Source organism: Pseudooceanicola profundus (assembly GCF_054919315.1).
Genome location: NZ_CM142898.1, coordinates 1,231,682 through 1,252,864 on the forward strand (window position 1 = coordinate 1,231,682; position 21,183 = coordinate 1,252,864).

The 21,183-nt window shown below is 68.7% G+C and carries 15 protein-coding genes and 1 riboswitch; of the genes, 2 read left to right on the plus strand and 13 right to left on the minus strand.

Translation table 11 applies throughout. The features are described 5' to 3' along the window. Window positions 1-5: 5 nt before the first annotated feature. Entirely contained in the window at window positions 6-1,532 is a 1,527-nt protein-coding gene (locus ACX9MO_RS05645; protein ID WP_462213832.1) for a serine hydrolase domain-containing protein, read from the minus strand. A gap of 200 nt (window positions 1,533-1,732) precedes the next feature. Between ACX9MO_RS05645 and ACX9MO_RS05650 the strand changes: the two genes are divergently transcribed. Then, window positions 1,733-2,470, plus strand: coding sequence for a GntR family transcriptional regulator (locus ACX9MO_RS05650; RefSeq protein ID WP_462213833.1), 738 nt, complete (start codon window positions 1,733-1,735; stop codon window positions 2,468-2,470). A gap of 140 nt (window positions 2,471-2,610) precedes the next feature. Here ACX9MO_RS05650 and ACX9MO_RS05655 read toward each other — a convergent pair whose 3' ends face one another. From ACX9MO_RS05655 to cydD, 12 genes are all read right to left on the minus strand, one after another. Next, window positions 2,611-3,591: an ABC transporter ATP-binding protein gene (locus tag ACX9MO_RS05655; protein ID WP_462213834.1), complete on the minus strand. Its 981-nt coding sequence runs from the start codon at window positions 3,589-3,591 to the stop codon at window positions 2,611-2,613. Then, window positions 3,588-4,580 carry an ABC transporter ATP-binding protein gene (locus tag ACX9MO_RS05660; protein WP_462213835.1) on the minus strand — a complete coding sequence of 331 codons (993 nt, stop codon included), beginning with the start codon at window positions 4,578-4,580 and terminating at the stop codon, window positions 3,588-3,590. The genes ACX9MO_RS05655 and ACX9MO_RS05660 overlap by 4 nt, the downstream gene beginning before the upstream one ends. 2 nt (window positions 4,581-4,582) lie before the next feature. After that, the gene (locus ACX9MO_RS05665) at window positions 4,583-5,419 is read right to left on the minus strand and encodes an ABC transporter permease (protein ID WP_222491349.1); all 837 of its coding nucleotides are present in this window, start codon (window positions 5,417-5,419) and stop codon (window positions 4,583-4,585) included. Between the two features lie 10 nt (window positions 5,420-5,429). Beyond that, window positions 5,430-6,440: an ABC transporter permease gene (locus tag ACX9MO_RS05670; RefSeq protein WP_222491347.1), complete on the minus strand. Its 1,011-nt coding sequence runs from the start codon at window positions 6,438-6,440 to the stop codon at window positions 5,430-5,432. Between the two features lie 87 nt (window positions 6,441-6,527). Then, window positions 6,528-8,105, minus strand: a complete 1,578-nt coding sequence (locus tag ACX9MO_RS05675; protein WP_462213836.1) for an ABC transporter substrate-binding protein — start codon at window positions 8,103-8,105, stop codon at window positions 6,528-6,530. A 57-nt stretch (window positions 8,106-8,162) separates the two neighbouring features. Beyond that, window positions 8,163-9,941 (minus strand): M28 family peptidase, encoded by a 1,779-nt coding sequence (locus ACX9MO_RS05680; RefSeq protein WP_462213837.1) that lies wholly within the window; start codon window positions 9,939-9,941, stop codon window positions 8,163-8,165. A gap of 173 nt (window positions 9,942-10,114) precedes the next feature. Then, entirely contained in the window at window positions 10,115-11,938 is a 1,824-nt protein-coding gene (locus ACX9MO_RS05685) for a S9 family peptidase (protein ID WP_462213838.1), read from the minus strand. Window positions 11,939-12,348: 410 nt separating this feature from the next. After that, the gene (gene cydX, locus ACX9MO_RS05690; RefSeq protein WP_222491339.1) at window positions 12,349-12,465 is read right to left on the minus strand and encodes a cytochrome bd-I oxidase subunit CydX; all 117 of its coding nucleotides are present in this window, start codon (window positions 12,463-12,465) and stop codon (window positions 12,349-12,351) included. 17 nt (window positions 12,466-12,482) lie between these two features. Next, entirely contained in the window at window positions 12,483-13,643 is a 1,161-nt protein-coding gene (gene cydB, locus ACX9MO_RS05695) for a cytochrome d ubiquinol oxidase subunit II (protein WP_222491336.1), read from the minus strand. Window positions 13,644-13,648: 5 nt separating this feature from the next. Continuing rightward, the gene (locus ACX9MO_RS05700; protein ID WP_462213839.1) at window positions 13,649-15,247 is read right to left on the minus strand and encodes a cytochrome ubiquinol oxidase subunit I; all 1,599 of its coding nucleotides are present in this window, start codon (window positions 15,245-15,247) and stop codon (window positions 13,649-13,651) included. Window positions 15,248-15,416: 169 nt separating this feature from the next. Further along, complete coding sequence (locus tag ACX9MO_RS05705) at window positions 15,417-17,057, minus strand: amino acid ABC transporter ATP-binding/permease protein (protein ID WP_462213840.1); 1,641 nt, start codon at window positions 17,055-17,057, stop codon at window positions 15,417-15,419. Then, on the minus strand, window positions 17,054-18,703 hold the full coding sequence (cydD, locus tag ACX9MO_RS05710) for a thiol reductant ABC exporter subunit CydD (protein ID WP_462213841.1): 1,650 nt from the start codon (window positions 18,701-18,703) through the stop codon (window positions 17,054-17,056). Before cydD ends, ACX9MO_RS05705 begins: the two co-directional genes overlap by 4 nt. Window positions 18,704-18,912: 209 nt before the next feature. After that, window positions 18,913-19,125, plus strand: a riboswitch (cobalamin riboswitch). A gap of 141 nt (window positions 19,126-19,266) precedes the next feature. Between cydD and ACX9MO_RS05715 the strand changes: the two genes are divergently transcribed. Further along, the gene (locus tag ACX9MO_RS05715) at window positions 19,267-21,144 is read left to right on the plus strand and encodes a TonB-dependent receptor plug domain-containing protein (RefSeq protein WP_462213842.1); all 1,878 of its coding nucleotides are present in this window, start codon (window positions 19,267-19,269) and stop codon (window positions 21,142-21,144) included. Window positions 21,145-21,183: the final 39 nt, after the last annotated feature.

Genomic DNA, 21,183 nt, shown 5'->3' on the forward strand with positions numbered 1-21,183 from the left:
CCCGATCAGCTCAACCGGACGTAGGGCACCGCCCGCGCCCGGTTGAGGCCCAGCGTCAGGCTGTCCGCGCCGGTCCTGTGCAGGCAGACCGGGCGGCGCGACGCCCCATCGGTCAGGGTGAAGAGCGCCCGCCCGCCGCCAAGCGGCGTCAGAGGCGCCACAGTCCGCGCCGGGCCGAGGCCCCAGATCACGGCGCCGTCCCGGATCTCCAGAACCGCCCCCTCCCCCGGCACATGCCAGTGCCCGTCGAGCCCGTCAGGCAGCGCCGCCCCCCGCACGGGCAACAGGCGGCAGGGCGCATGGCCGATGGTGCCCTCCAGCGCCGCCCCGGTCCAGCGCAGGCGCATGGGCGCCGTGCCGGAGCAGCTCTCGGCCCAGCCGTCGCCGCCGTCATAGAGCGCCTCCTCGGTGCCCATGTGCACCAGCGAGGCGGCCTTCACCTCGGCCCACCGCGGGCCGTCCTCTTCGACATAAAGACCCTCGGGCAAGGTGCCCGGTACGACCGGCGTCGGCATCGGCGCATCCAGCAGGCCCGCGAAGGTGGCGAGTGCCAGCGAAAGCGCCTTCACGTCGTCCCGGTTCGACAGCACCACGACGCCCACACCGGCCTCGGGCAACGTCAGGAACTGCGCACGGTAGCCCGCCTGCGCCCCGCTGTGACCGATCAGCAGGTGATCGCGAAGCGGCACGCGATAGAGGCCGAGGCCATAGGGCGTCTCGCTGCCGTCACCCAGGCTGCGCCGCGCCGACATCCCGTCCCAGAGCCCGGCCAAGGCCCCCTGCCCGGCCAGCAGCGCCCGGATCCAGCGGGCCATGTCCGTGGCCGAGGCGGCAAGGCTGCCTGCCGCGCTCAGATGCATCCCCTGCCCGCCCGGCTGCCACCGGACGCCATCGTACCAGTAGCCCGGCGCAAGGCCCGGCACCGGGTCGCCCCAATGCTCCGGCACGGCGAAGCGCGTCCCGAGAGGGCCGTTGATCGCCTCTGCCACGAAGCCCGCCAGCGTCAGGCCACGCCGTTTCAGCGCCTCCTCCACCAGCCGGTAGCCGGCGTTGGAATAGGAGACCTCGGCCCCGGGCGCGAAGTTCAGGCCGGTCATGCGGGCGTGGCAGGCCATCAGCGCCTCCGCCCCGGAAGGCGCGGCGGCCGGCAGCCCCAGCAGCGACAGGCTCTCCCGCGTGTCGGGCAGCCCGCCCGTCATGGAGAGCGCGCGCGCCACGGTGACCGCCGCCGGCGCCGGGGCCAACTCCGGCAGATGCTTGCCGAGCGGATCGTCCAACCCGATCGCCTCGGGGTGGGAGAGCACCATGGCGCAGAGCAGGTGCTTGGTGACCGAGGCACAGCGCGACACGGTGTCGGGGGTGAAGGGCAGCCCGTGGTTCAGATCCGCCAGCCCGCCCGAGACGGCAAAACGCAGCCCGTCGCGGTCGAAGCCGACGATGGCCCCGCCCGGGCCGTCCGCCGACCACTGCGCCACGGCTTCGGATGCGGCGGCTTCTGCCGCAGACCATTGGAACGCCTTGCCATTCATCATGTGAACCTCCTATGGGTATCGCCGGACCCAGCTGCGGCACCGCCAGAGCGATGCGGCTTGCCTAGCTTTGTCATATTGTATGATAATTCAAGAGGCCTCGAATCGACCCGGTCCGCGGCCCTGTATTCCGTTCCAGTGCCCGCGATCTGCCGGGCCTGCCGCCGCCCGCAAGGGCCCGGCCCCAGACCGACAGGCCCCGTTTGACCGAGATCACCACCCACGCCGCCCTGACCGAAACGCTCGCCGAGCAGAACACGCTGGCCGACGGGCTGAGCATTGCTCTTGTGCAGCCCAAGACCGTCCGCGAGGCGGTGGTCGAGAACCTGCGCACCGCGATCATCGAGGGCCGGCTGAAACCCGGCCAGCGGCTGGTAGAGCGCGAGATCTGCGAGGCGCTCGGGGCGTCGCGCACCTCGGTCCGCGAGGCGCTGCGCACGCTGGAGAACGAGCGGCTGGTGACCGTGACCACCCACCGCGGCCCCGCCGTCACACGGCTGACCAAAGCCGAGGCGGCCGAGATCTTCGGCCTGCGCGCCGAGCTGGAAGCCCGCCTTGCCCGCGCCTATTGCGAGCAGGCACCGGAGGGCGAGGACGCGATGCTCATGGCCCTGCACCGGGCCCACAAGACCGGCGCCGAGAAGCGCGACCTGATCGGGCTGGTGCGGATGATGGTGCAGCTGAACGAGCACATGATCGCCGTCTCCGGCCTTCAGGTGACCGGCGACCTGCTGCGCAGCCTGCTGGCGCGGATTTCCCGTCTGCGGTTCCTCGCCATGGAAAACCCGACCCGCATCCACGACTCGCTGGAGGAGATCGACGCGATCATCGAGGCCTTGGTGACGCGCGATGCGGATGCGGCGGATGCGGCCATGCGGCACTACGTGGCCAACGCCGCCCGCGACGCGCTGGAACGGTTCAACGAGGAAGAAGGCGCCTGAGCCCCTGAGGTCTCGCGCGGGGCCCCTGCCCCGCTGCGCCGCCCTCCGCCTGCCTCCGCAGCCATCGAGACCGACATCCCCCGGTCCGCTCCCGGAGACGGGGCGCGCCCGCCCGGCTGCGCCCCGTTCCGGTCGCCCTCTCACTGCGGGGTCAGCGTCCGCAGCGCGGGCGGGCAGGCGACACGATGGGCCGCCGCCAGGTCCGCGAGATCCGGCACCACCTGCCGGCAGGCCGCCTCTGCCATCGGGCAGCGCGGGTGGAAGGGACAGCCCTCGGGCCGGTTGGTCGGGCTCGGCGGGTCGCCCTCGATCGGCTTGCCCGCCTCCTGACGCTCCAGCGTCGGGGCCGAGGCCAGCAACGCCTGCGTGTAGGGATGCGCGGGCTTGGAAAAGACCTGCTCCGCCGCGCCGATCTCGACGATCCGGCCGAGGTACATGATCGCCACCCGGTCGCAGAGCCGCTCCACCACAGACAGGTCGTGACTGATGAAGAGATAGGTCAGGTCGTATTGCGCCCGCAGTTCCAGCATCAGCTTCAGCACGGTGGCCTGCACCGATAGGTCGAGGCCCGAGGTCGGCTCGTCGAGGATCACCAGCCGGGGCCGCAGCGAAAGCGTCCGCGCCAGCCCGACGCGGCGCTGCTGCCCGCCCGAAAGCTCATGCGGATAGCGGCGGCGGAAGCTGTCGTTCAGCCCCACGGCCAGCAGCATCTCCTCGATCCGGGCATCGCGCTCGGCCTTGTCGGTGACGCCGTGGATCTTCAGCGTCTCGTGCAGCGTGTCGCCGATGCGCCACCACGGATCGAGCGCCGCGCCCGGATCCTGATGGACGTACTGGATGTCGGACCGGATCTCGCGTGCGGCAGAGGCGCCGCGCCCCCCCACGTCCTGCCCGTCGAAGCTGATCGTGCCCTCGGTCTCGCGCTCCAGCCCCAGCAGGGTGCGGGCCAGGGTGGACTTGCCGCAGCCGCTTTCGCCGACCAGCCCCAGCACTTCGCCCGGGGCCAGCTGCAGGTCGATCCCGTCCACGGCCTTCACCAGCGGCTTGGGCCGTTGCAGAAGCTTGCGCGTGCCGCCGTAGTGTTTCTTGAGGTCTACGGTTTCCAGAAGGGGGCGCGTCATGCGACTTCCTTTTCGTGAATGCAGGCGATACGGCGGCCATCGGCACGCCGGTCAAGGCCGGGGCGCGCCGAGGTGCAGGCCTCGGTCGCGCGCGGGCAGCGCGGGGCGAACCGGCAACCCGGCGGCGGTGTCAGCGGCGAGGTGACCTGCCCGGGGATCCCGGTGATCTCGGTCGCGCGTTCGGGGTGACAGGCCATCAGCATGCCGGTGTAGGGATGACGCGGCGCGTCGATGATCTGGCGGGTGGTGCCGGTCTCGACCGTCTGGCCCGCGTACATCACCGTCACCCGGTCACAGATCTGGGCCACCACGCCGAAGTCGTGGGTGACGAAGAGCATCGCCACGTTGAAGTCCTTGGCCAGTTCCCGCAGCAGGCGCAGGATCTGCATCTGCGTGGTCACGTCGAGCGCGGTCGTAGGCTCGTCCGCGAGGATGACCGAAGGCCGCGAGGCAAGGGCCCCGGCGATCAGGATCCGCTGCCGCTGCCCACCCGAGAACTGGTGCGGGAAGCGGGTCAGCGCCTCTTCCGGGTCGGGGATCTGCACGGCGTGCAGCACCTCGATCAGCCGGGCGCGGTGCTTGGCGCGCAGCTCCTTGGTGTAGCGCCCGCCCTTGGGGTCGTCGGGCAGGCCGCTCCAGCGCAGGATCTCGAGGATCTGGTCGCCCACGGTGAAGACCGGGTTGAAGGCCTGGAACGGGTCCTGCGGGATGAAGCCGATCTCGCGACCGCGCAGGCCCTGCGCGATCTTCGGGTCCATCAGGCTCTGCCCCTTGAAGGTGACCGAGCCGCTTTCGATCCGGGCGCCCTTGGGCGGCAGCCCCATGATCGACCGGATCAGGGTGGACTTGCCGCAGCCACTTTCGCCCACCAGCCCCAGCACCTCGCCGGGGTGGATCGAGAAATCGACGTGGTCGAGGATCTGCGCCAGACCGGCGTCACCCTTGACCGAGAGTTTCAGGTCACGGACGGAGAGGATTGCGTCGCTCATGTTCAGGACCTCCGCAGTCGGGGATCGACGAGGTCGCGCAGACCGTCGCCCAGCAGGTTGAAGCCCAGCACCAGCAGCAGGATCGCGAGGCCGGGGAAGGTTGCGTACCACCATTGCTCGGGCAGGTACTTGCGTCCTTCCGAGATTTGCAGACCCCAGTCCGGCGCCGGCGGCACCGCGCCCACCCCGAGGAAGCCCAGCACGGCGGCGGTGAGGATCACGAAGCCCATGCCCACCGTGGCCCGCACGATGACGGGGGCCGCGACGTTGGGCAGGATGTGGAACAGCATGATCCGGGTCTTGGAGGCGCCGTAGCCCTCCAGCGCTTCGACGAAGAGCGAGGCACGCACCTTCTGCGTCTCGGCATAGACGGTGCGGGTGAAGAACGGCCAGTAGGTCACCGCGAGGGCGATCATCGCGCTGATCTGGCCGCGACCAAGGAGCTGCGCGATCGCGATGGCGAGGATCAGCTGGGGCACGGCGAGGAAGACATCGGTCACCCGCATGATCGTGCTGGAGGCCCAGCCACTGCGGTAGCCCGCGATCAGGCCGAGCGGCACGCCCACGATCATCGAGACGACCACCACGAAGAGCGAGATCGTCAGCGCCGAGCGTGTGCCCACGATCACCCGTTCAAAGATGTTGCGGCCAAGGTCATCGGTGCCGAACGGCATGTCGGCCGAGGGCGGCTGCAGCCGCATGATGATGTTGCCGCGGTTGATGCGGTCGACATTGTCGACCAGCAGCTCGGGAAAGATCGCGAGGATAACCGCGGCCAGGACGATGAGCGCGCCCAGAACGGCGGGGACATCGCGCAGGAATTTCTTGAGGATCAGCATGCGGGAGCCTTCACATTTTCTCGGCGACGCGGGGGTCGAGCAAGCCTTGGGTCATGTCGACGAGGATGTTCACCACGCCATAGATCGCGCCGATCACCAGCGTCACCGCCAGCACCACCTGGTAGTCGGAGGTAAAGATCGCCTGCACGAGGTAGGAGCCGAGGCCGGGCCAGTCGAAGACGGCCTCCACGGCGACGGCGTTGGAGATGAAGCCACCGAAGAGCAGGCCAACCTGCGTCACCGGCGTCACCAGCGAGTTGCGCAGGACGTAAGGGAAGACCACGCGGCGACGGGGATAGCCAACGGCCTGTTCGTAGTTGGCGTATTCGCTCTGCAGCGAGGCCACCACGGCGGAGCGGGTGAAGCGCGCCACCGTCGCGACACCGCCAAGCGAGATCGTGACAGCGGGCATGATGATGTGCAGCACCGCCTGCCACATGGTGGCGAAATGCCCGGTCACGAGGCTGTCGAAGATATACATGCCGGTGATGTCCGGCGGCGGCGCCATGCCCGTGGGCAGTCGCCCGCGCAGCGGCAGGATCTCGAAGCCCATGGCAAAGACCAGCTGCAGCATGATCGCGAACCAGAACGACGCCGTGGCCAGGCCGGCCACCGAGACGATCCGCACCGTGTGGTCGAAGATCGAGTTGCGCCAGACACCGGCCAGCGTGCCCAGCAGGATGCCGAGGACCGTGGCGATGACGAGGGCGACGAGGGTCAGTTCCAGCGTGGCCGGCAGCTTGTCGAGGATGTCCTCGCTCACCGGCCGCTGGGAGAAGAGGGAGACCCCGAAATCCCCGCGCAGAACGCTGAGGAAGTAGTCCCAGAACTGCACCACCAGCGGCTGGTTCAGGCCCAGCTCCTCGCGGATGCGGGCGATCATCTCGGGCGTGGCGTTGTCGCCGGCCATGATGGCCGCGGGATCGTTGCCACCAAGCCGCAGCATGAAGAAGGTCAGCAGCAGCAGGCCGAAGAGGACGGGGATGATCAGCAGAAGCCGGCGGATCAGGAATAACAGCATGGGGAGGATCGGTGCCTTTGGGGAGGGGCCTGTCGGGTCGTGCAGAAAAGGCCCGGCCGGGAAGGGGAACCGGCCGGGCAGTGCCGCTTACTCTTTGACGGAGAGCCAGCGGAAGTCGGCGCCAGAGCCGACGGGGGAGAACTTGAAGCCGTCGAGGCGATCGCTGAGACCGCGCAGGGCGACGGTGTTGTAGATCCAGACGTCGGCCGCCTCGTCCACGATGGTGCGATAGGCTTCCTTGTAGAGCACTTCGCGCTCTGCCTGATCGGTCACGTCGCGGGCCTGTTGCAGCAGGTCGTCGACGTGGGGGTTCACGTACCAGGACGACGCTTTCCAGGTGCCGTTGAACTGGCTCGAATACATCTGGCCAATCCAGTTTTCAGGGTCGACGAAGTAGGTTGAGACCCAGTGCACCCACATGTCGGGGGTGGATTCAACGGTGCCGGTCGAGGTGGCGAGGTTCGCCCAGGTATCACCCACGACTTCGACGTTCAGGCCAAGCTCGTCGAGACCCTGCTGCATGACCTGCGCGGCCTGGGTGGTCTGGTCGAGGCCCGAGAGGATCTTGATCTCGATCTTGCGGTCGATGTCGGCGCCCTCTTCACGGGCGAGGTCACAGAACTCCTGCGCCTTGTCGAGGTCGTAGCTGTAGCCTTCGACGCTTTCGTCCACGCCCCAGAGGTTCGAGGGCAGCGGGCCCACGTTCCGCTTCACCAGGCCGCCGAGGACGACCTCGTTGAAACCATCGTAGTTGAAGGCGTAGCTGACGCAGCGACGGAAATTCACGTTGTCGAACGGCGGCTTCTGGTTGTTCATCCGGATCAGCATGATCCGCATGGATTCGTCGCTCTGCACGCGGACGCCGTCGGCGGCCTTGATGCGCTCCACCTGGTCGGTCGGCAGGTAGCCGTCGGTCGCGTCGGTGTCACCGCGCAGCAGCGCCAGAACCCGGGTCGAGGTTTCGGTGAAGGTCGGCACGTGCACGACGTCGACGGGGCTCGCGTTGTCGTCCCAGCCGTAGAAGTGATCGACGTTGCGGTTGAAGTCGGCGTTTTCCAGCGGCTTGTAGGTGTCCTCATCCAGGATGTAGGAGCCCGAGCCGGCTTGATGGGTCGAGAGCCACGCGGCGCCCATGTCGCCATCGGTTTCATGCGCCTGCACCACGTCCTTGTTCAGGATCGCGACCAGCGGCATCGTCGACAGGAAGGGGGCGTAGGGCTTGTCGAGGACGAAGCGGGTGGTCAGCTCGTCCACGGCGGAAACGTTTTCCGGCTTCAGCACGGGCTTGAAGGCGCCCGACGGGCCTTTGCCGATCTCCAACAGGCGCTGGAACGAATAGACCACGTCTTCCGAGGTCATCGGGGTGCCGTCGGTGAAAGTGATGCCCGGCTTCAGGGTGAATTCCCAGGTCAGGCCGTCTTCGCTGACGGTGTGGCTTGCGGCCAGCCAGTTGCTCAGCTCCGGCGGGTTGCCGATGTAGCGGTAGAGGCTGTCGTAGGCGTTCAGCATGTAGAGCTGCATCGGCACGTCATAGACGACGTGCGGGTCGAGGCCCTTGGGTGTGCCTTCGCCCCAGACGATCTCGGTCTGGGCCTGCGCCGAGACGGAGATCGTGGCCGTGGCGAGCGCAGTGGTCGCGGCCAGAAGAAGGGTGCGGAATGTCATGTCGTGTCGTTCTCCTTGTTGGCCCGGCGGGAGGGGAGACGCCCCGCCGGAGTTGGGTCAGTCGCCGATCATTTCCAGCGTGTCGGCGATCAGGGTTGTTGCTTCGTCCAGCCCGTCGATAACCTTGTTCCGGTTGCGGATGAGTTTCGTGCGCAGCATCCAGAAGTCCTCGCCCTCCTCCAGCGTTGCCAGCTCGGGCAGGTCGTAGAGGATCGGGATCATCGAGCCCTGCGGCGTGTAGCCGTAGGTGTCGTGACCGTACTTGCCGACAGAGGTGCTCTGCAGCGGGACGAGGATGCGCGACAGGCGCTTCATGCAGGTGTTGATCCGCTTGGCCATCGCCTCTGCGGCGTCCGAACCGTCGAAGGCCTCGGCCGCGGCCTTGGCCCGGGCGTCGAAGGCGGCAGCCGCCTCGGCAAAGCGCGCGGCGGCGGCTTCGGCCGCCTCCAGCCCGATCAGCTTGCCGGGGGCCGAGAGCTCTTCCAGACGCGCGCTCACCTGCCCCGCCACGGGGGTGAAGGTGAAGGGCAGCACCGGCGCGGTGCAGAGTTCCCAGACCCAGGCCGCGTAGATCTCGAGGTGGGTCTGCATCCAGCCCCAGTCGAGCTTGTCGAGCGTGTTCTCGGTCGAGTGGTGCCACCAGCCCAGCGTCGCCAGCGCGGTGGCCTTCAACTCATCCTCGGTGAAGGAGCCGTTGCCCGCGAAGGCCGGGATGCCGAGGCCGAAGAAGGAGCTGTCGCCATGTTTCGCGGCGCGGTGCCAGATCTGCCCGCGGCCCTCCAGATGCTCGACCGCGACGCTTTCGTGGAAGGTCTTCAGCTCGGCGTTGGAGCCCGCGGCCCAAAGCGTATCGGTGCCGACGCAGGCCGGCTGGTCGATCTGGAGATACGCAACCGCATGGTCGCGCAGCCGCGCCCATTCATGATCCGCGTACCAGGCGGAGCCCGCCATGGTGCCGGTCTCATGCGCCGTCCAGAAGCCGCAGACGACACCGCGGCGCAGCTTGTCGCGGTTCTCGTTCATCACGCGGGCCAGTTCCAGCATGCAGGCGTTGCCGGCGGCGTTGTCCGTGGCGGCCTCGCCGGGCCAGCTGTCCTGATGCCCGCCGATCAGCACGAAATCCTCCGCCTCGGGCGAGGTCTCGGGGGCGGCGACTTCGCCCACGGTGATCTGCACCGGGCGCCAGCCATTCTCGACCACGGGGCGCATCCAGATCTCGACCGGGGCCTTCTCGCCCTCGGCCTTCAGGCGCAGCCCGTCGACGCGGGCAATGCCGATGCAGGGGATCGTGGGCATCTCGTCCCGCATGCCCTCGGGCGTGGGCGAGCCCCAGTTCGGCTTGACCGAGCCCATGGGCACCGCCGGGTTCTCCGGTCCGCCCCAGTTCATCATCACCGCCCCGATGGCGCCCTTCAGCGCGGCGATGCGCTGCTTCTCGTGGCGGCCGGGGGCATAGGACAGCTCGGTCAGGATGATCTTGCCCGTGACGTCGAGGCCTTCGTAGTCCTCGAAGGCGCCGGAGCCGACATAGACCAGCTCGCCGGTGATGCCCTCAGGGCCGGTCTCGGTGCTGTGGCCCAGCGTGTTGGCAGGGATTTCCTCGCCGGTGGCCGTGACCTTGAACCCGGCGGGTTCAGGGAAGGAGACGACGGCGGGCAGGTCAAAGATCGTGGCATCCGCGATCCCGTCCGCCAGCAGCGCATCGCGGGAATATTCCGCCATCCGCTTGCCGTTCTCGGCCCCGGCCGCGCGGTGGGGGATCGTCTTGCAGATCACCTCGACATGCTTGCGCGCCCGCTCGGACGAGATGGCCCCGATCACAGAATCCTTCGGCATCAGTCTATTTCCATATTGTCATACAAAATTACGATTGAGGAAAAACCCTATACGCCGTCAAGAAAATGCCGCCGGCGTGACCGCCCGCGAGGACGGAAAACGCCATGCTGCGCAATCCCTGTGCAACTCCGTCGCCCGCAGGCGGGCCGTGCGGGGGCCGTGCGGGGGCTGGATCAGAGGGTTCGGGTGATGAAGTCGGCCAGACGCTCGTGCACGGTCAGCCGGTTCTCGGTCCGGGCGAATCCGTGGCCTTCGTGGGCGATGCGCAGGTATTCCACATCCCGTTGCAGCCCGGTCAGGCAGGAATGGACCATTTCCGTCTCGCCGATCGGCACGCGCGGATCCTCGAAGGCATGGACCAGCAGCAGGGGCGCGGCGATCTTCTCGATCCGGTGAATGGGCGAGAAGACCTCCAGCGCCTCGGCCATCTCCTCCGGGTCGCCGTATTCCGCCGCGCGCAGGTCCCGCCGCCACGGGCCGGTGGTCTGCATCATGGTCGAGAAGTTGGCGATCCCGTAGAAGTTCACGCCCATGCGCCAGGCTTCCGGCGCCTCGACCATCGCCGCCAGCACCATGAAGCCGCCGTAGGAGCGTCCGAAGACGCCGATCCGCGCGGCGTCCACCTCGGTCTGCGCCGCCAGCCAGCCCCGCAGGGCCAGCAGGTCCTTCACGCTGTCCATCCGGTTGCCGAGGTCATCCATCTCGTGCCACTGGCGGCCATAGCCGGTTGAGCCGCGCACGTTGGGCGCCGCAACCCGGATACCCTGCGCCAGCATCCACTGCACATCGGCGCGGAAGGTCGGCTGCCACTGCAACTCCGGCCCGCCGTGGACGATCACCATGACCGGCCAGCCGCCCTCCGGCGCGGGGCCTTCGGGATCGTAGAGGAAGCAGGGCACCTGCTGCCCGTCGAAGCTGGTGTAGCTGGTGAGGGAAGGCTCGCGGAAGGCGGGCAGCCCCTCGGGCCGGGTCTTGGCGAGCGCCGTGGCAGGGCTGCCGTCAAGCGCCTGCGTCCAGAGCGCGGGCGCGTCGCAGGCGCCCTCGGCCGAGAAGACCAGCGCGCCACTCGCCGGATGGAAGACCGGCACCGAGAGGACACCGGGGTGCGGCGCAGGCAGATCGGTGAGCGTCCCCTGTGCAATGTCGAGCAGCGTGATCCCGTGCAGCCCGTCGCGGTTCACCAGCAGGGCGGCGGTGGCCTCATCCCCGCTGAGCGCGAAGCCGTCGATATCCGCCGCGTCGTAGCCAGCCAGCACCTCCGCCGCGCCGCTCTCCAGCGAGACCCGCATCAGCGCCGCCCGGTCCCGCCCGCGATCGCAGAGCGCCAGCATCGTCACGCCGTCCTTCAGCAGCTTGATGGTCCGGTATTGCGTCGGGCCGTCACCGGGGAAGACCTCCGTCGCGGTGCCATCGTCGATCCGGACGCGCCACAGGGTCTGGCGGCTCGACGCCTCCGAGGTTTTCACCAGCAGCGACGCACCATCGCGGAAGACCGCCAGCACCTCGCCGAAGCCCTGCCCCTGCCAGACCCGGCGCACCGTCCCGCTCGCCATGTCACGGACCAGCACGTCCATCTTGGCCGGGTCGCGGTCATTCGCGGCATAGGCCATCAGCCCGCCATCCGCGGACATCGCGCCAAAGCCGTGCACCACGCGGGGCGCGTCGGTCAGCGGCTCGGGCACCGTGTCCCCGTCACGCAGGCGCCAGATCTGGTGCCGCTCGTTCCCGCCCCGGTCGGTGGTCAGGATCAGGTCGCGGCTGCCGGGCACGAAGCTGAGCTTGCCCACCGGCTCGTCCATCCGGGTCAACTGCACGGCGCCGCCCTGCCCGTCCGCCTCCCAGACCTGCGCGAAGCCGCTGGCATTGGAGAGCCAGACCATCCGGCCACCATCGCCGCTGATCGCGGGCGCGCGGTGTTCGGTGAGGGAGAAATAGGCACGGATCGAGGCACCGGCGCTGTGGGCAGCGGCGGCGGTGAGGGGGGAAGTCGGGGTCATGACAGCCTGTCGGATCGGAGGAGGGATTGGGGCGCGGGGGCGCCCGCGCGGATCATGGCGGCGCACCGGGGGAGAGACCAGAGTCAATTCCGGGAGGCAGCAATGCGGTGAGAGGGCGCCTCATCCTGCACCGAACGGATGCCGCGGAACCGGGAAGTCAGGCCCGCGCGGGCCGCTTTCGCGCAGATGGATGCGGCCGTGGTGGAGCCCCTGCGACCAGCCTGAGCAAAGCCCATGTCGGGCCTGTATCAGACCTGCTTCACCCAAGGCCCCCGCCGCGCGGCGCTGGCGGCGGCCCTCACCTCCGCCCCTGCACCAGACAAAAAAGCCGGGCAGGTTGCCCTGCCCGGCCAGTGCCGTCGCGCGGAACGCGGCGCGGCGGTGTCTCATGGGGCGCGGGGCCCGTCAGGTCACTCTTCGCCCTCTTCGGCCATCCGCGCGTCTTCGCGCAGTTCGAGCCACATCGCGTTCAGCACCGCGAACATCGCGGCCAGCGGAAGGCCGAGGAGCCAGGCAAAATACCACATCGTTCAGTTCCTTTCGGTCAGTAGCTGTGGGACTCGCCGGTGACGTCATCCGCCGTCACCTTGCCCCAGAGGACTTTGTAGACCCACGCCGTGTAGGCGAGGATGATGGGCATGAAGATCACCGCCGCCACCAGCATGACAAAGAGCGTCTGGTGCGAGGAGGAGGCGTCCCAGACGCTCAGCGAGCTGTCGGGGTTGGTGCGCGAGGGCAGGATGAAGGGGAACATCACCAGCCCGACCGAGGAGATGATCCCTGTGATCGCCAGCTTGGAGGCGAGGAAGGTCGAGGCCTCGCGCCCGGCCCGCAGGCCCAGCACCGTCAGCGCGATGCCGACGAAGCCCGCGATCGGCGCAATCGCGATCCACGGCCGTTGGGCATAGGCGGCGAACCACGACCCGCCGCGCACGACTTCATTGTAGAGCGGGTTCGACGGACCGTCAGCCGGCACCGGGTTGACCATGGCATAGCCGTCGATGCCGAAGGCCAGCCAGAGCCCGGCCAGCGCATAGGCAACGCCCGCCACGATCCCCGCCTTGGCGCCATAGGCCCGGGCACGGCCCGCCACCGGCTCCTCGGCCTTGAGCGACAGCCACGCCGCGCCGTGCATCGTCAGCATGGAGAGCGAGACCACACCGGCCAGCAGGGCGAAGGGGTTCAGCAGGCCCAGCAGCTTCCAGAGCACGCCGCCCTCGTAGATCGGCATCAGGTCCTCGGTCAGGTGGAAGGGCACGCCGCGCAGGACGTTGCCCATGGCCACGCCGAAGATCAGCGCAGGCACGGCACCGCCGACGAAAAGCGCCCAGTCCCAGTTCCGGCGCCATGTCACGCCGTCCCGCTTGGAGCGGTACTTGAACCCCACGGGCCGCAGGATCAGCGCGGCCAGGACGAGGAACATGGCAAGGTAGAAGCCCGAGAAGCTCACCGCGTAGAGCGGCGGCCAGGCAGCGAAGATCGCGCCCCCGCCGAGGATGAACCACACCTGGTTGCCTTCCCAGACCGGGCCGATGGTGTTGATGACGATGCGCCGTTCCACGTCGGTCTTGCCGACGAAGGGCAGCAGCACCGCGGTGCCCATGTCAAAGCCGTCGGTCAGGGCGAAGCCTGTGAGCAGAACGCCCAGCAGGACCCACCAGATGACCCGCAGCACGTCGAAGTCGATCAGTTCGTAAAGGATCATGTCACTTACTCCGCGGGGCTGACTTCACCGGAGCTGCGCATCCGGCGTTCGTGTTTCTGCATCCAGACCTCAGTGGCCTCGACGTCTTCCTGCGGACCCTTGCGGATGTATTTCACCATCAGACCCATCTCGATTATGAAGAGCACCGAGTAGAAGATGACGAAGCCCGCCAGCGTGATCAGCAGATCGCCGACGCTGAGGTGGCTGGCCGAAAGCGCGGTCGGCAGGATGCCGTCCACCGTCCAGGGCTGCCGCCCGTATTCCGCGACGATCCAGCCCAGTTCGGCCGCGATCCAGGGCGCGGGGATCATGACCACCGCCAGCCAGAGCGCGGGACGCGGGAAGCGCATGCCCTTGATCTGTGCCATGACGAAGAAGGAGGCCATCACCGCGATGAAGCAGAAGCCGAGGCCGACCATGATCCGGAAGGCCCAGAACAGCGGCCAGACGTGCGGCACCGTATCGTCCGCGGCCATGGCGATCTGCTCTTCCGTGGCATCGCGCGGGTCGTCGACATAGCGCTTCAGCAGCAGGGCATAGCCGAGGTCCTCGGAATGGTCCTCGAAGGTGGCGCGCACGTCGGCGGGGGTTGCGTCGCGCTCGGCGCGGATCGTCATCAGCGCGTCATAGGCGATCAGCCCCGAGCGGATCTTGTCCTCCGACTCCGCGACGAGGTCCTCGATGCCGGGGATCTCGGTCGTCAGCGAGCGGGTCCCGATCAGCCCCATCACGTAGGGCACGTGGATGGCGTAATGGGTCTCGCGCGCCTCCTGGTCCGGGAAGCCGACGATGGTGAAGGGCGCGGGCGCCTCGTGGGTTTCCCACATCGCCTCGATCGCGGCCAGCTTCATCTTCTGGGTATGGGAGGCGGAGTAGCCGCTCTCATCCCCCAGCACCACGACCGAGAGCGCCGCGGCCAGACCGAAGGAAGAGGCCACCGCGATGGAACGCCGCGCCAGTTCGATGTGACGGCCCTTCAGCATGTACCACGCCGACACGCCAAGGACGAAGACCGAGGCGGTGACATAGCCGGCCGAGACGGTGTGCACGAACTTGGCCTGCGCCACCTCGTTGAACATCACCTCGAAGAAGGAGGTCATCTCCATCCGCATCGTGTCGGGGTTGAACTCCGCACCGACCGGGTTCTGCATCCAGCCGTTTGCGATCAGGATCCACAGCGCCGAGAAATTCGACCCGATGGCCACCAGCCACGCGACGATCATATGGGCCACCTTGCTCAGCTTGTCCCAGCCGAAGAAGAAGAGCCCCACGAAGGTCGCCTCGAGGAAGAAGGCCATGAGCCCTTCGATGGCGAGCGGCGCCCCGAAGATGTCGCCCACGTAGTGGCTGTAGTAGGACCAGTTCATGCCGAACTGGAATTCCATGGTGATCCCCGTGGCGACGCCGAGGACAAAATTGATCCCGAAGAGGGTCCCCCAGAACTTCGTCATCTGGCGCCAGATGGGGCGGTTGGTCATGACATAGACCGTCTCCATGATCGCGACGAGGATCGACAGACCCAAAGTCAGCGGCACGAAGAGGAAGTGATATAGCGCTGTCATCGCGAATTGGAGGCGTGACAGCTCGACGACGTCGAACTCCATGAGGGAACTCCCGTGGTTACCCGAAACCGTATAGTGTCTCGAAAATGCAGGTTTCTGTCGCGCAATACACCCCGCCAATCCGTGTGCGTTTGATCTGCATCAACTGGATGCGATTTGCGGAATGTGACGTTATGCCATTCACAGGCTTGTGTTTTTTGAACACTCCCTTCTAAAGCTGAATGATCCGGTCCGCGAATTCCAGTTCCGCATGGCGGTGAGCCGCCAGCAGCAGGGCGACCTCCGGCAGGGTCTCGCGGATGCCGGAGAGGACCTTTCGGGCGGTCACATCGTCCAGCCCCTCGGTCGCCTCGTCCAAGAGTAGCACAGCCGGGCGCCGCAGCAGAGTGCGGGCCAGAACAAGCCGCCGCGCCTCCCCGCCGGAGAGGCCCGCGCCCCCCTCGCCCAGCATCGCCTCCAGCCCGCCGCGCTCGGCAATCACACCGTCCAGCGCCACGGCGCGCAGCGCCTGCCACGCGGCGTCATCGCTCACGTCGGCCCGGGCGAGGGCGAGGTTCTGGCGGATCGTGCCGCCCATCAGCGCGCTGCGCTGCGGGACCAGCGTCAGCAGGCGGCGCAGCTGGTCCTCTGGGTAGTCCTCCAGCCGCTGCCCCAGAAGGTGCACCGCCCCGGCCGAGGGCGTGACCCGCGCCAGCACATCCAGCAGCGTCGACTTGCCGGACCCGCTCTCGCCGCGGATCGCCACCGTTTCCCCGATGGCCACCACGAAGGAGAGGCCCTCCGCCAGCGGTTTCAGCCGGTCGGGACGGGTCAGGGTCAGCCCCTGCACCCGCAGCCCGGCGGCGGTGTCAGCGGCCAGCGGAGCCTTCGGCGCCGCGACGGCGGCCTCGGGCTGCGACAGCACCCGTTCAGCGGCATCGCGCATCCGGCCCAGCTCCGCCAGCCCGCGGCGCAGGGGCATCACCGTCTCGGCCAAGGCCAGTGCCGCAAAGACCCCGATGGCTGCCGCCGCGGGCTGCGCCGCGCCGCTCTGCACCGCGCGCAGCGCCAGCAGCATCACGGCGGTGGTGACCAGCGCCACCAGCGTGGCCAGCGCCAGACCCGCCCGCGCATCGAGCCGGTCGAGAAGGTCATGGGCCGCCCGCGCCTCGGTCTCGGCCCCGGTGAGGGCGGCCCGCGCCGCGGGCATCCGGCCTTGCAGGATCAGGTCGCGCTGCCCGCGGAAGAGGCCGATCGCCGCGCGGCGCATCTCCTGCCCGGCCGCCTCGGCCCGCGAGGACGGGCCGAAGCCGCGACGCCCCACGCGATAGAGGATCACCCCCGCCCCGCCGAGGTAGCCCGCCGTCACCGTCAGCGCGACAGGCAGCGTCACCAGCCAACAGAGCATCAGGAAGGCGAAGCAATGGGTCAGCAGCGCCGAGGCGATCGGCAACGCGAGCCGCAGCGCCACCCCGTCGAGCGCATCCACATCCGCCGTGATCCGCGTCAGCGCCACGCCGCCGCGCAGCTGGCGCAGCTCGGCCAGCGGACGGGCGGAGAGGCGTTTGAGCAGGTCGAGCCGCAGCACCGCCAGCGCCGAAAGCGTCGCATCATGGGTCAGCAGCCGCTCGGCGTAGCGTGCGGCGGCGCGGCCAAGCGCCAGCATCCGCACCCCCGCCGAAGGACGGAAGACATCGAAGGCGATGCCGATGCCCGCGAGCCCCGCCATGCCCGTCGCGGTGATGAACCAGCCCGACAGCCCCAGCAGCGCGGCCCCCATGATCAGCACCACGACCGACAGGATCGCCCCGCGCCACATGCCCCAGGGCCGCGCGGACCAGAGCAGGCGCAACACGCGCCACAGCTGTCTCATGCCGCATCCTCCCCGATCCGCAGCACCCGGTCGGCGCGGTGCATCAGCTCCGGGTCATGGGTCGCCACCAGCAGCGCCGCCCCCTGCCCCTTCAGCGCGGCAAGCGCGTCGATCACCTGCCGCGCCGTGGCGTGGTCGAGGTCGGCGGTGGGCTCGTCCGCGAGGATCACCTCGGCCCCGGCAAGGAAGGCGCGCGCCAGCAACAGACGCCGCGCCTCGCCGCCCGAAACGCCTGCGCCGGTCTCGCCCAGCCGTGTCTCCAGCCCCTCGGGCAGGGCCGCCACGACGTGATCGGCCCGCGCCGCCTGCAGCGCCGCCGCCATGTCGCCGCCCCGCCCATGCGGGTCGAGGATCTCGTGCAGCGGCGCATCGGGCATCCGGACGGCCTGCGGGATATAGGCGATCCGGGCACGCCAGCCATCGGCGGTGAGCCGGTCGAGCGCCTGTCCCGCCACCGTGATATCTCCTTCCCCGGCCCGCAGCAGCCCCGCCGCAAGGTCGAGCGCCGTGGATTTGCCCGCCCCGCTGGGGCCCGCCAGAACGACCATCTCGCCCGGCTCCAGCGTGATCTCGGGCAGCACCAGCCGGCGCGTCCCGCGCTGCACGACGACACCGTGCATGGCAAGCGTGGCGGGCCCGGGGATCGGCGCGGCCAGGCCGCCGGTGCCGAGGATCGGATCGGCGGGCCGGGCGGCCAGCGCCTCCAGTTCATCGGCGACGGACTGGGCCGCGGCCCGGTCATGCCACGCGGCGGCAAGGTCGCGCAGCGGCTGGAAATACTCGGGCGCCATGAGCAGCAGGAAGAGCCCCTGCCCTAGCGTGAGCGGCGTGGCATAGGCGCCGAAGGGGATCTCCCCCAGCAGTGAGAAGCCGACATAGACCGCCACCATCGCCACGCCGAGTGCGGCGAAGAGCTCCAGCACGGTGGAGGAGAGGAAGGCCACCCGCAGCACCGCCATCGTGCGCGTCTTCAGCGCCTCGGCCCGGGCCGCGAAGTCCGTACGTGCCCGTTCGGTCGCGTTCAGCAGGCGGATGTCCGGCAGGGCGGCGATATTGTCGATAAGCAGCGCGTTCATGTCGCCGATCTCGGCCATCTGGCGGTCGCTTGCCTCCTTCGCGGCCATGCCGACGAGGGCCATGAAGACCGGGATCAGCGGCCCCGCCACCAGCAGCACGAGCCCCGCCGCCCAGGACACCGGGAAGACGAGGCAGAGGTAGAGCAGCGGCAGTACCATGACGCGCACCATCGCGGTCTGGTAGCGGGTGAGATAGGGCGAGAGCAGCGGCAGCTTCTGCGCCACCATCGCGCCGAGCGCCGCGGAGGAGACGCCGCCCGAGAGCTGCCCCCCCTCGCGGTCGAGCAGCGCCCCGCGCGCCTCGGTGATCACCATGTCCGCGCCGCGGTAGGCCCGGCGGGCGGCCAGGGCCTCCAGCCCGGCCCGGATCAGCGCGGCCGCAAGGAAGAGCGCAGCGGCCCAGAGCCCCGCCACCCAGCGCCCCTCGATCCACGCCGGAATCGCCCAGGCGATCGCGGCCGCCTGCACGGGCCAGAGCAACCCGGCCGCCAGGCCAAGGCCGGAGGCGAGACGCAGATGCCGCGCAGCGGCGGGCGCCACGAGGCGCGTGAGGGCAGAGGTCCGGGACATGGGGGCCGTCCTTTCCCGCAAAGGTCTAATCTGATTGCAGGTTTCGGGAAAGCGGTCTTCCTGCCGCATGGGGCGACGCGCCCCATGTGACCGCCAGACGCAGGGCAGGCGCAAGTAGGGCGTCACGGCGCGGGCGCGGGGGATGCAGGCCCCGGTCTCAGGGCGGGTGACAGGGCTTTCGCTCTTGCACTGCAGGCCCCTCCTGCCCTAGGGTCCCGGCCAGCTTCGGTCCGGGTGTCCCCACGCCCGGTGCAAAAGGGAATGCGGTGCGGGCCTTGGGCCCAATGCCGCAACTGCCCCCGCAACTGTAAGCGGCGAGCGATGCCGGATCATGCCACTGCGGCGCCACAAGGGCGCGGCGGGAAGGCCCGGTAAGGCGATGACCCGCAAGTCAGGAAACCTGTCGAAGCCGTTCACCCTGTTCGGGGCGCGGAGGGCGCCCGGGGCAACGGACCTGTCCGTATGTGGTGACACCGCACCGCTGCCGGGGGGTCACCTGTCCATTTCCGGTTGCTGAACGCAAGCACCTGCCCCGACCAACGGGGCGCCCGGAAGGGACAGAGATGACACTCAAGATGACCACGGCCGTTCTGGCCATCACCGCCGCCACCTCTCCGCTTGCCGCCCGCGCGCAGAGCATGATCGAACTGGACGAGATCATCGTCTCGGGCGGCCTGACCCCGATCGACGCCGCACGCTACGGGCGCTCGGCCACCGTGCTGACCGGCGAGGAGCTGCAAGAGCGCGGCGTGGCCTCGGTGCAGGAGGCCCTGCGCCTCGTACCGGGCGTCAGCGTTTCGGGCAGCGGCGCCAGCTACACGCAGGTCCGCATCCGCGGCGGCGAGTCGAGCCACACCCTGATCCTGATCGACGGCATCGAGGCCGCCGGCGGCGATGGCGAATACATCCTCACCGGGCTCGAGACCGTCAATATCGAGCGGATCGAGGTGCTGCGCGGGCCGCAGTCCGCCTTCTACGGCTCCAATGCCTCGGCCGGTGTGATCAACATCATCACCAAGAAATCCAGCGGCAGCGGCCTGCACTACGGCGGCACCGTCGAGGCCGGCAGCGGCTGGGCCGTATCGGGCTTCGTCACCCACCGGGGCGAAAAGGGTGGCGTTTCGCTGACCTATGCCAAGCGCCACGACGAGGGCTACGACTACTCCGGCTCGAACGGCGAGAAGGACGGCATCACCCGCGAGACCTGGCAGTTCGCCGCGGATTACGAGCTGCTGCCCGGCCTGACCATGGGCGCGACCTTCCGCCATTCCGAAGAGACCTACGACTACGACAGCGAGTCCTGGACGGCGGCCACCGCCGGTGAATACGTCGTGGACGATCCGACCCAGTGGAGCGACCGCGAGGAGCAGACCGCGCAGGTCTGGCTGGAATACGAGAGCCTCGGCGGGCGCATGGTCAACCGGCTGAGCTACGAGCGCACCGACTACGACCAGGGCTACAACGGCTTTGCGCCGACCGAGACCGAAACCGAGGTGCTGAAGTACCGCCTGTCCTACGGCATCGACGGCACCGTGGCGGCGGCGGACCACATGGTCACGCTGATGCTGGAGAACGCGCAGGACAGCTCGACCACCAATTCGCTCTACAACCGCGAGACCAACTCGATCGCGGCGGAGTACCGGGGCAGCTTCGCGCCCGGTCTCGACCTGCAGGTCGGCATTCGGCATGACGACAACGACCAGTTCGGCAACGTGACCACCTGGAACGCGGGCGTCAGCTACACGCTGGCCAGCGGCATCCGGCTTCACGCCTCGGCGGGCAAGGGCTCGGTCAATCCCAGCTACTACGAGCTCTTCGCAAACGACACCTACAGCGGCATCACCTACACCGGGAACACCGACCTGAAGCCGGAGGAGAACACCTCCTTCGACATCGGTGTCGAGGTGCCCTTCGCCGCGGGCCGTGGCACGATCGACGTGACCTATTTCAACGAGACCCTGACCGACGAGATCACCTCGGTCATGGCCGATGCCACGACCTACACCTACATCAACCAGACCGGCGACAGCGACCGGCAGGGTGTGGAACTGGCGGCCCGCTTCGAGGCGACGGAGCAGCTCAGCCTGCGCGCCGCCTATACCTACCTCGACGCCACCAACCCCGATGGCTCGGTCGAGCAGCGCCGCCCCGAGCATACGCTCACCCTCGGCGCGACCTGGACCTCGCTCGACGGGCGCCTGCTGCTGAACGGTGACCTGCGCTATGTCGCGGGCAACTACGACGCGCAGTACTTCGGCAGCTACGCTGTCGAGAAGCTGCCCGACTACACGGTGGTGGACGTCTCGGCGCAATACGCGGTGACCGATACGGTGAAGGTGACGGGCCGGGTGCTGAACCTCTTCGACGAAGACTACTCCGACACCTGGGGCTATGCCTCGCGCGGGCGCACGGCCTATGTCGGCCTGAGCTCGTCCTGGTAAGAGGCGGTGCGGTACGGCCGGAAAGCCCCACGTCCGGGC

Excerpts from the sequence above, each read along its gene's own strand:
- ACX9MO_RS05645 (WP_462213832.1), bottom strand. The coding sequence starts at position 1,532 with ATGATGAATGGCAAGGCGTTCCAATGGTCTGCGGCAGAAGCCGCCGCA.
- cydD (WP_462213841.1), bottom strand. The coding sequence starts at position 18,703 with ATGTCCCGGACCTCTGCCCTCACGCGCCTCGTGGCGCCCGCCGCTGCG.
- ACX9MO_RS05660 (WP_462213835.1), bottom strand. The coding sequence starts at position 4,580 with ATGAGCGACGCAATCCTCTCCGTCCGTGACCTGAAACTCTCGGTCAAG.
- ACX9MO_RS05705 (WP_462213840.1), bottom strand. The coding sequence starts at position 17,057 with ATGAGACAGCTGTGGCGCGTGTTGCGCCTGCTCTGGTCCGCGCGGCCC.
- ACX9MO_RS05675 (WP_462213836.1), bottom strand. The coding sequence starts at position 8,105 with ATGACATTCCGCACCCTTCTTCTGGCCGCGACCACTGCGCTCGCCACG.
- ACX9MO_RS05685 (WP_462213838.1), bottom strand. The coding sequence starts at position 11,938 with ATGACCCCGACTTCCCCCCTCACCGCCGCCGCTGCCCACAGCGCCGGT.
- ACX9MO_RS05655 (WP_462213834.1), bottom strand. The coding sequence starts at position 3,591 with ATGACGCGCCCCCTTCTGGAAACCGTAGACCTCAAGAAACACTACGGC.
- ACX9MO_RS05700 (WP_462213839.1), bottom strand. The coding sequence starts at position 15,247 with ATGGAGTTCGACGTCGTCGAGCTGTCACGCCTCCAATTCGCGATGACA.
- ACX9MO_RS05680 (WP_462213837.1), bottom strand. The coding sequence starts at position 9,941 with ATGCCGAAGGATTCTGTGATCGGGGCCATCTCGTCCGAGCGGGCGCGC.
- ACX9MO_RS05670 (WP_222491347.1), bottom strand. The coding sequence starts at position 6,440 with ATGCTGTTATTCCTGATCCGCCGGCTTCTGCTGATCATCCCCGTCCTC.
- cydX (WP_222491339.1), bottom strand. The coding sequence starts at position 12,465 with ATGTGGTATTTTGCCTGGCTCCTCGGCCTTCCGCTGGCCGCGATGTTC.
- ACX9MO_RS05715 (WP_462213842.1), top strand. The coding sequence starts at position 19,267 with ATGACACTCAAGATGACCACGGCCGTTCTGGCCATCACCGCCGCCACC.
- ACX9MO_RS05665 (WP_222491349.1), bottom strand. The coding sequence starts at position 5,419 with ATGCTGATCCTCAAGAAATTCCTGCGCGATGTCCCCGCCGTTCTGGGC.
- cydB (WP_222491336.1), bottom strand. The coding sequence starts at position 13,643 with ATGATCCTTTACGAACTGATCGACTTCGACGTGCTGCGGGTCATCTGG.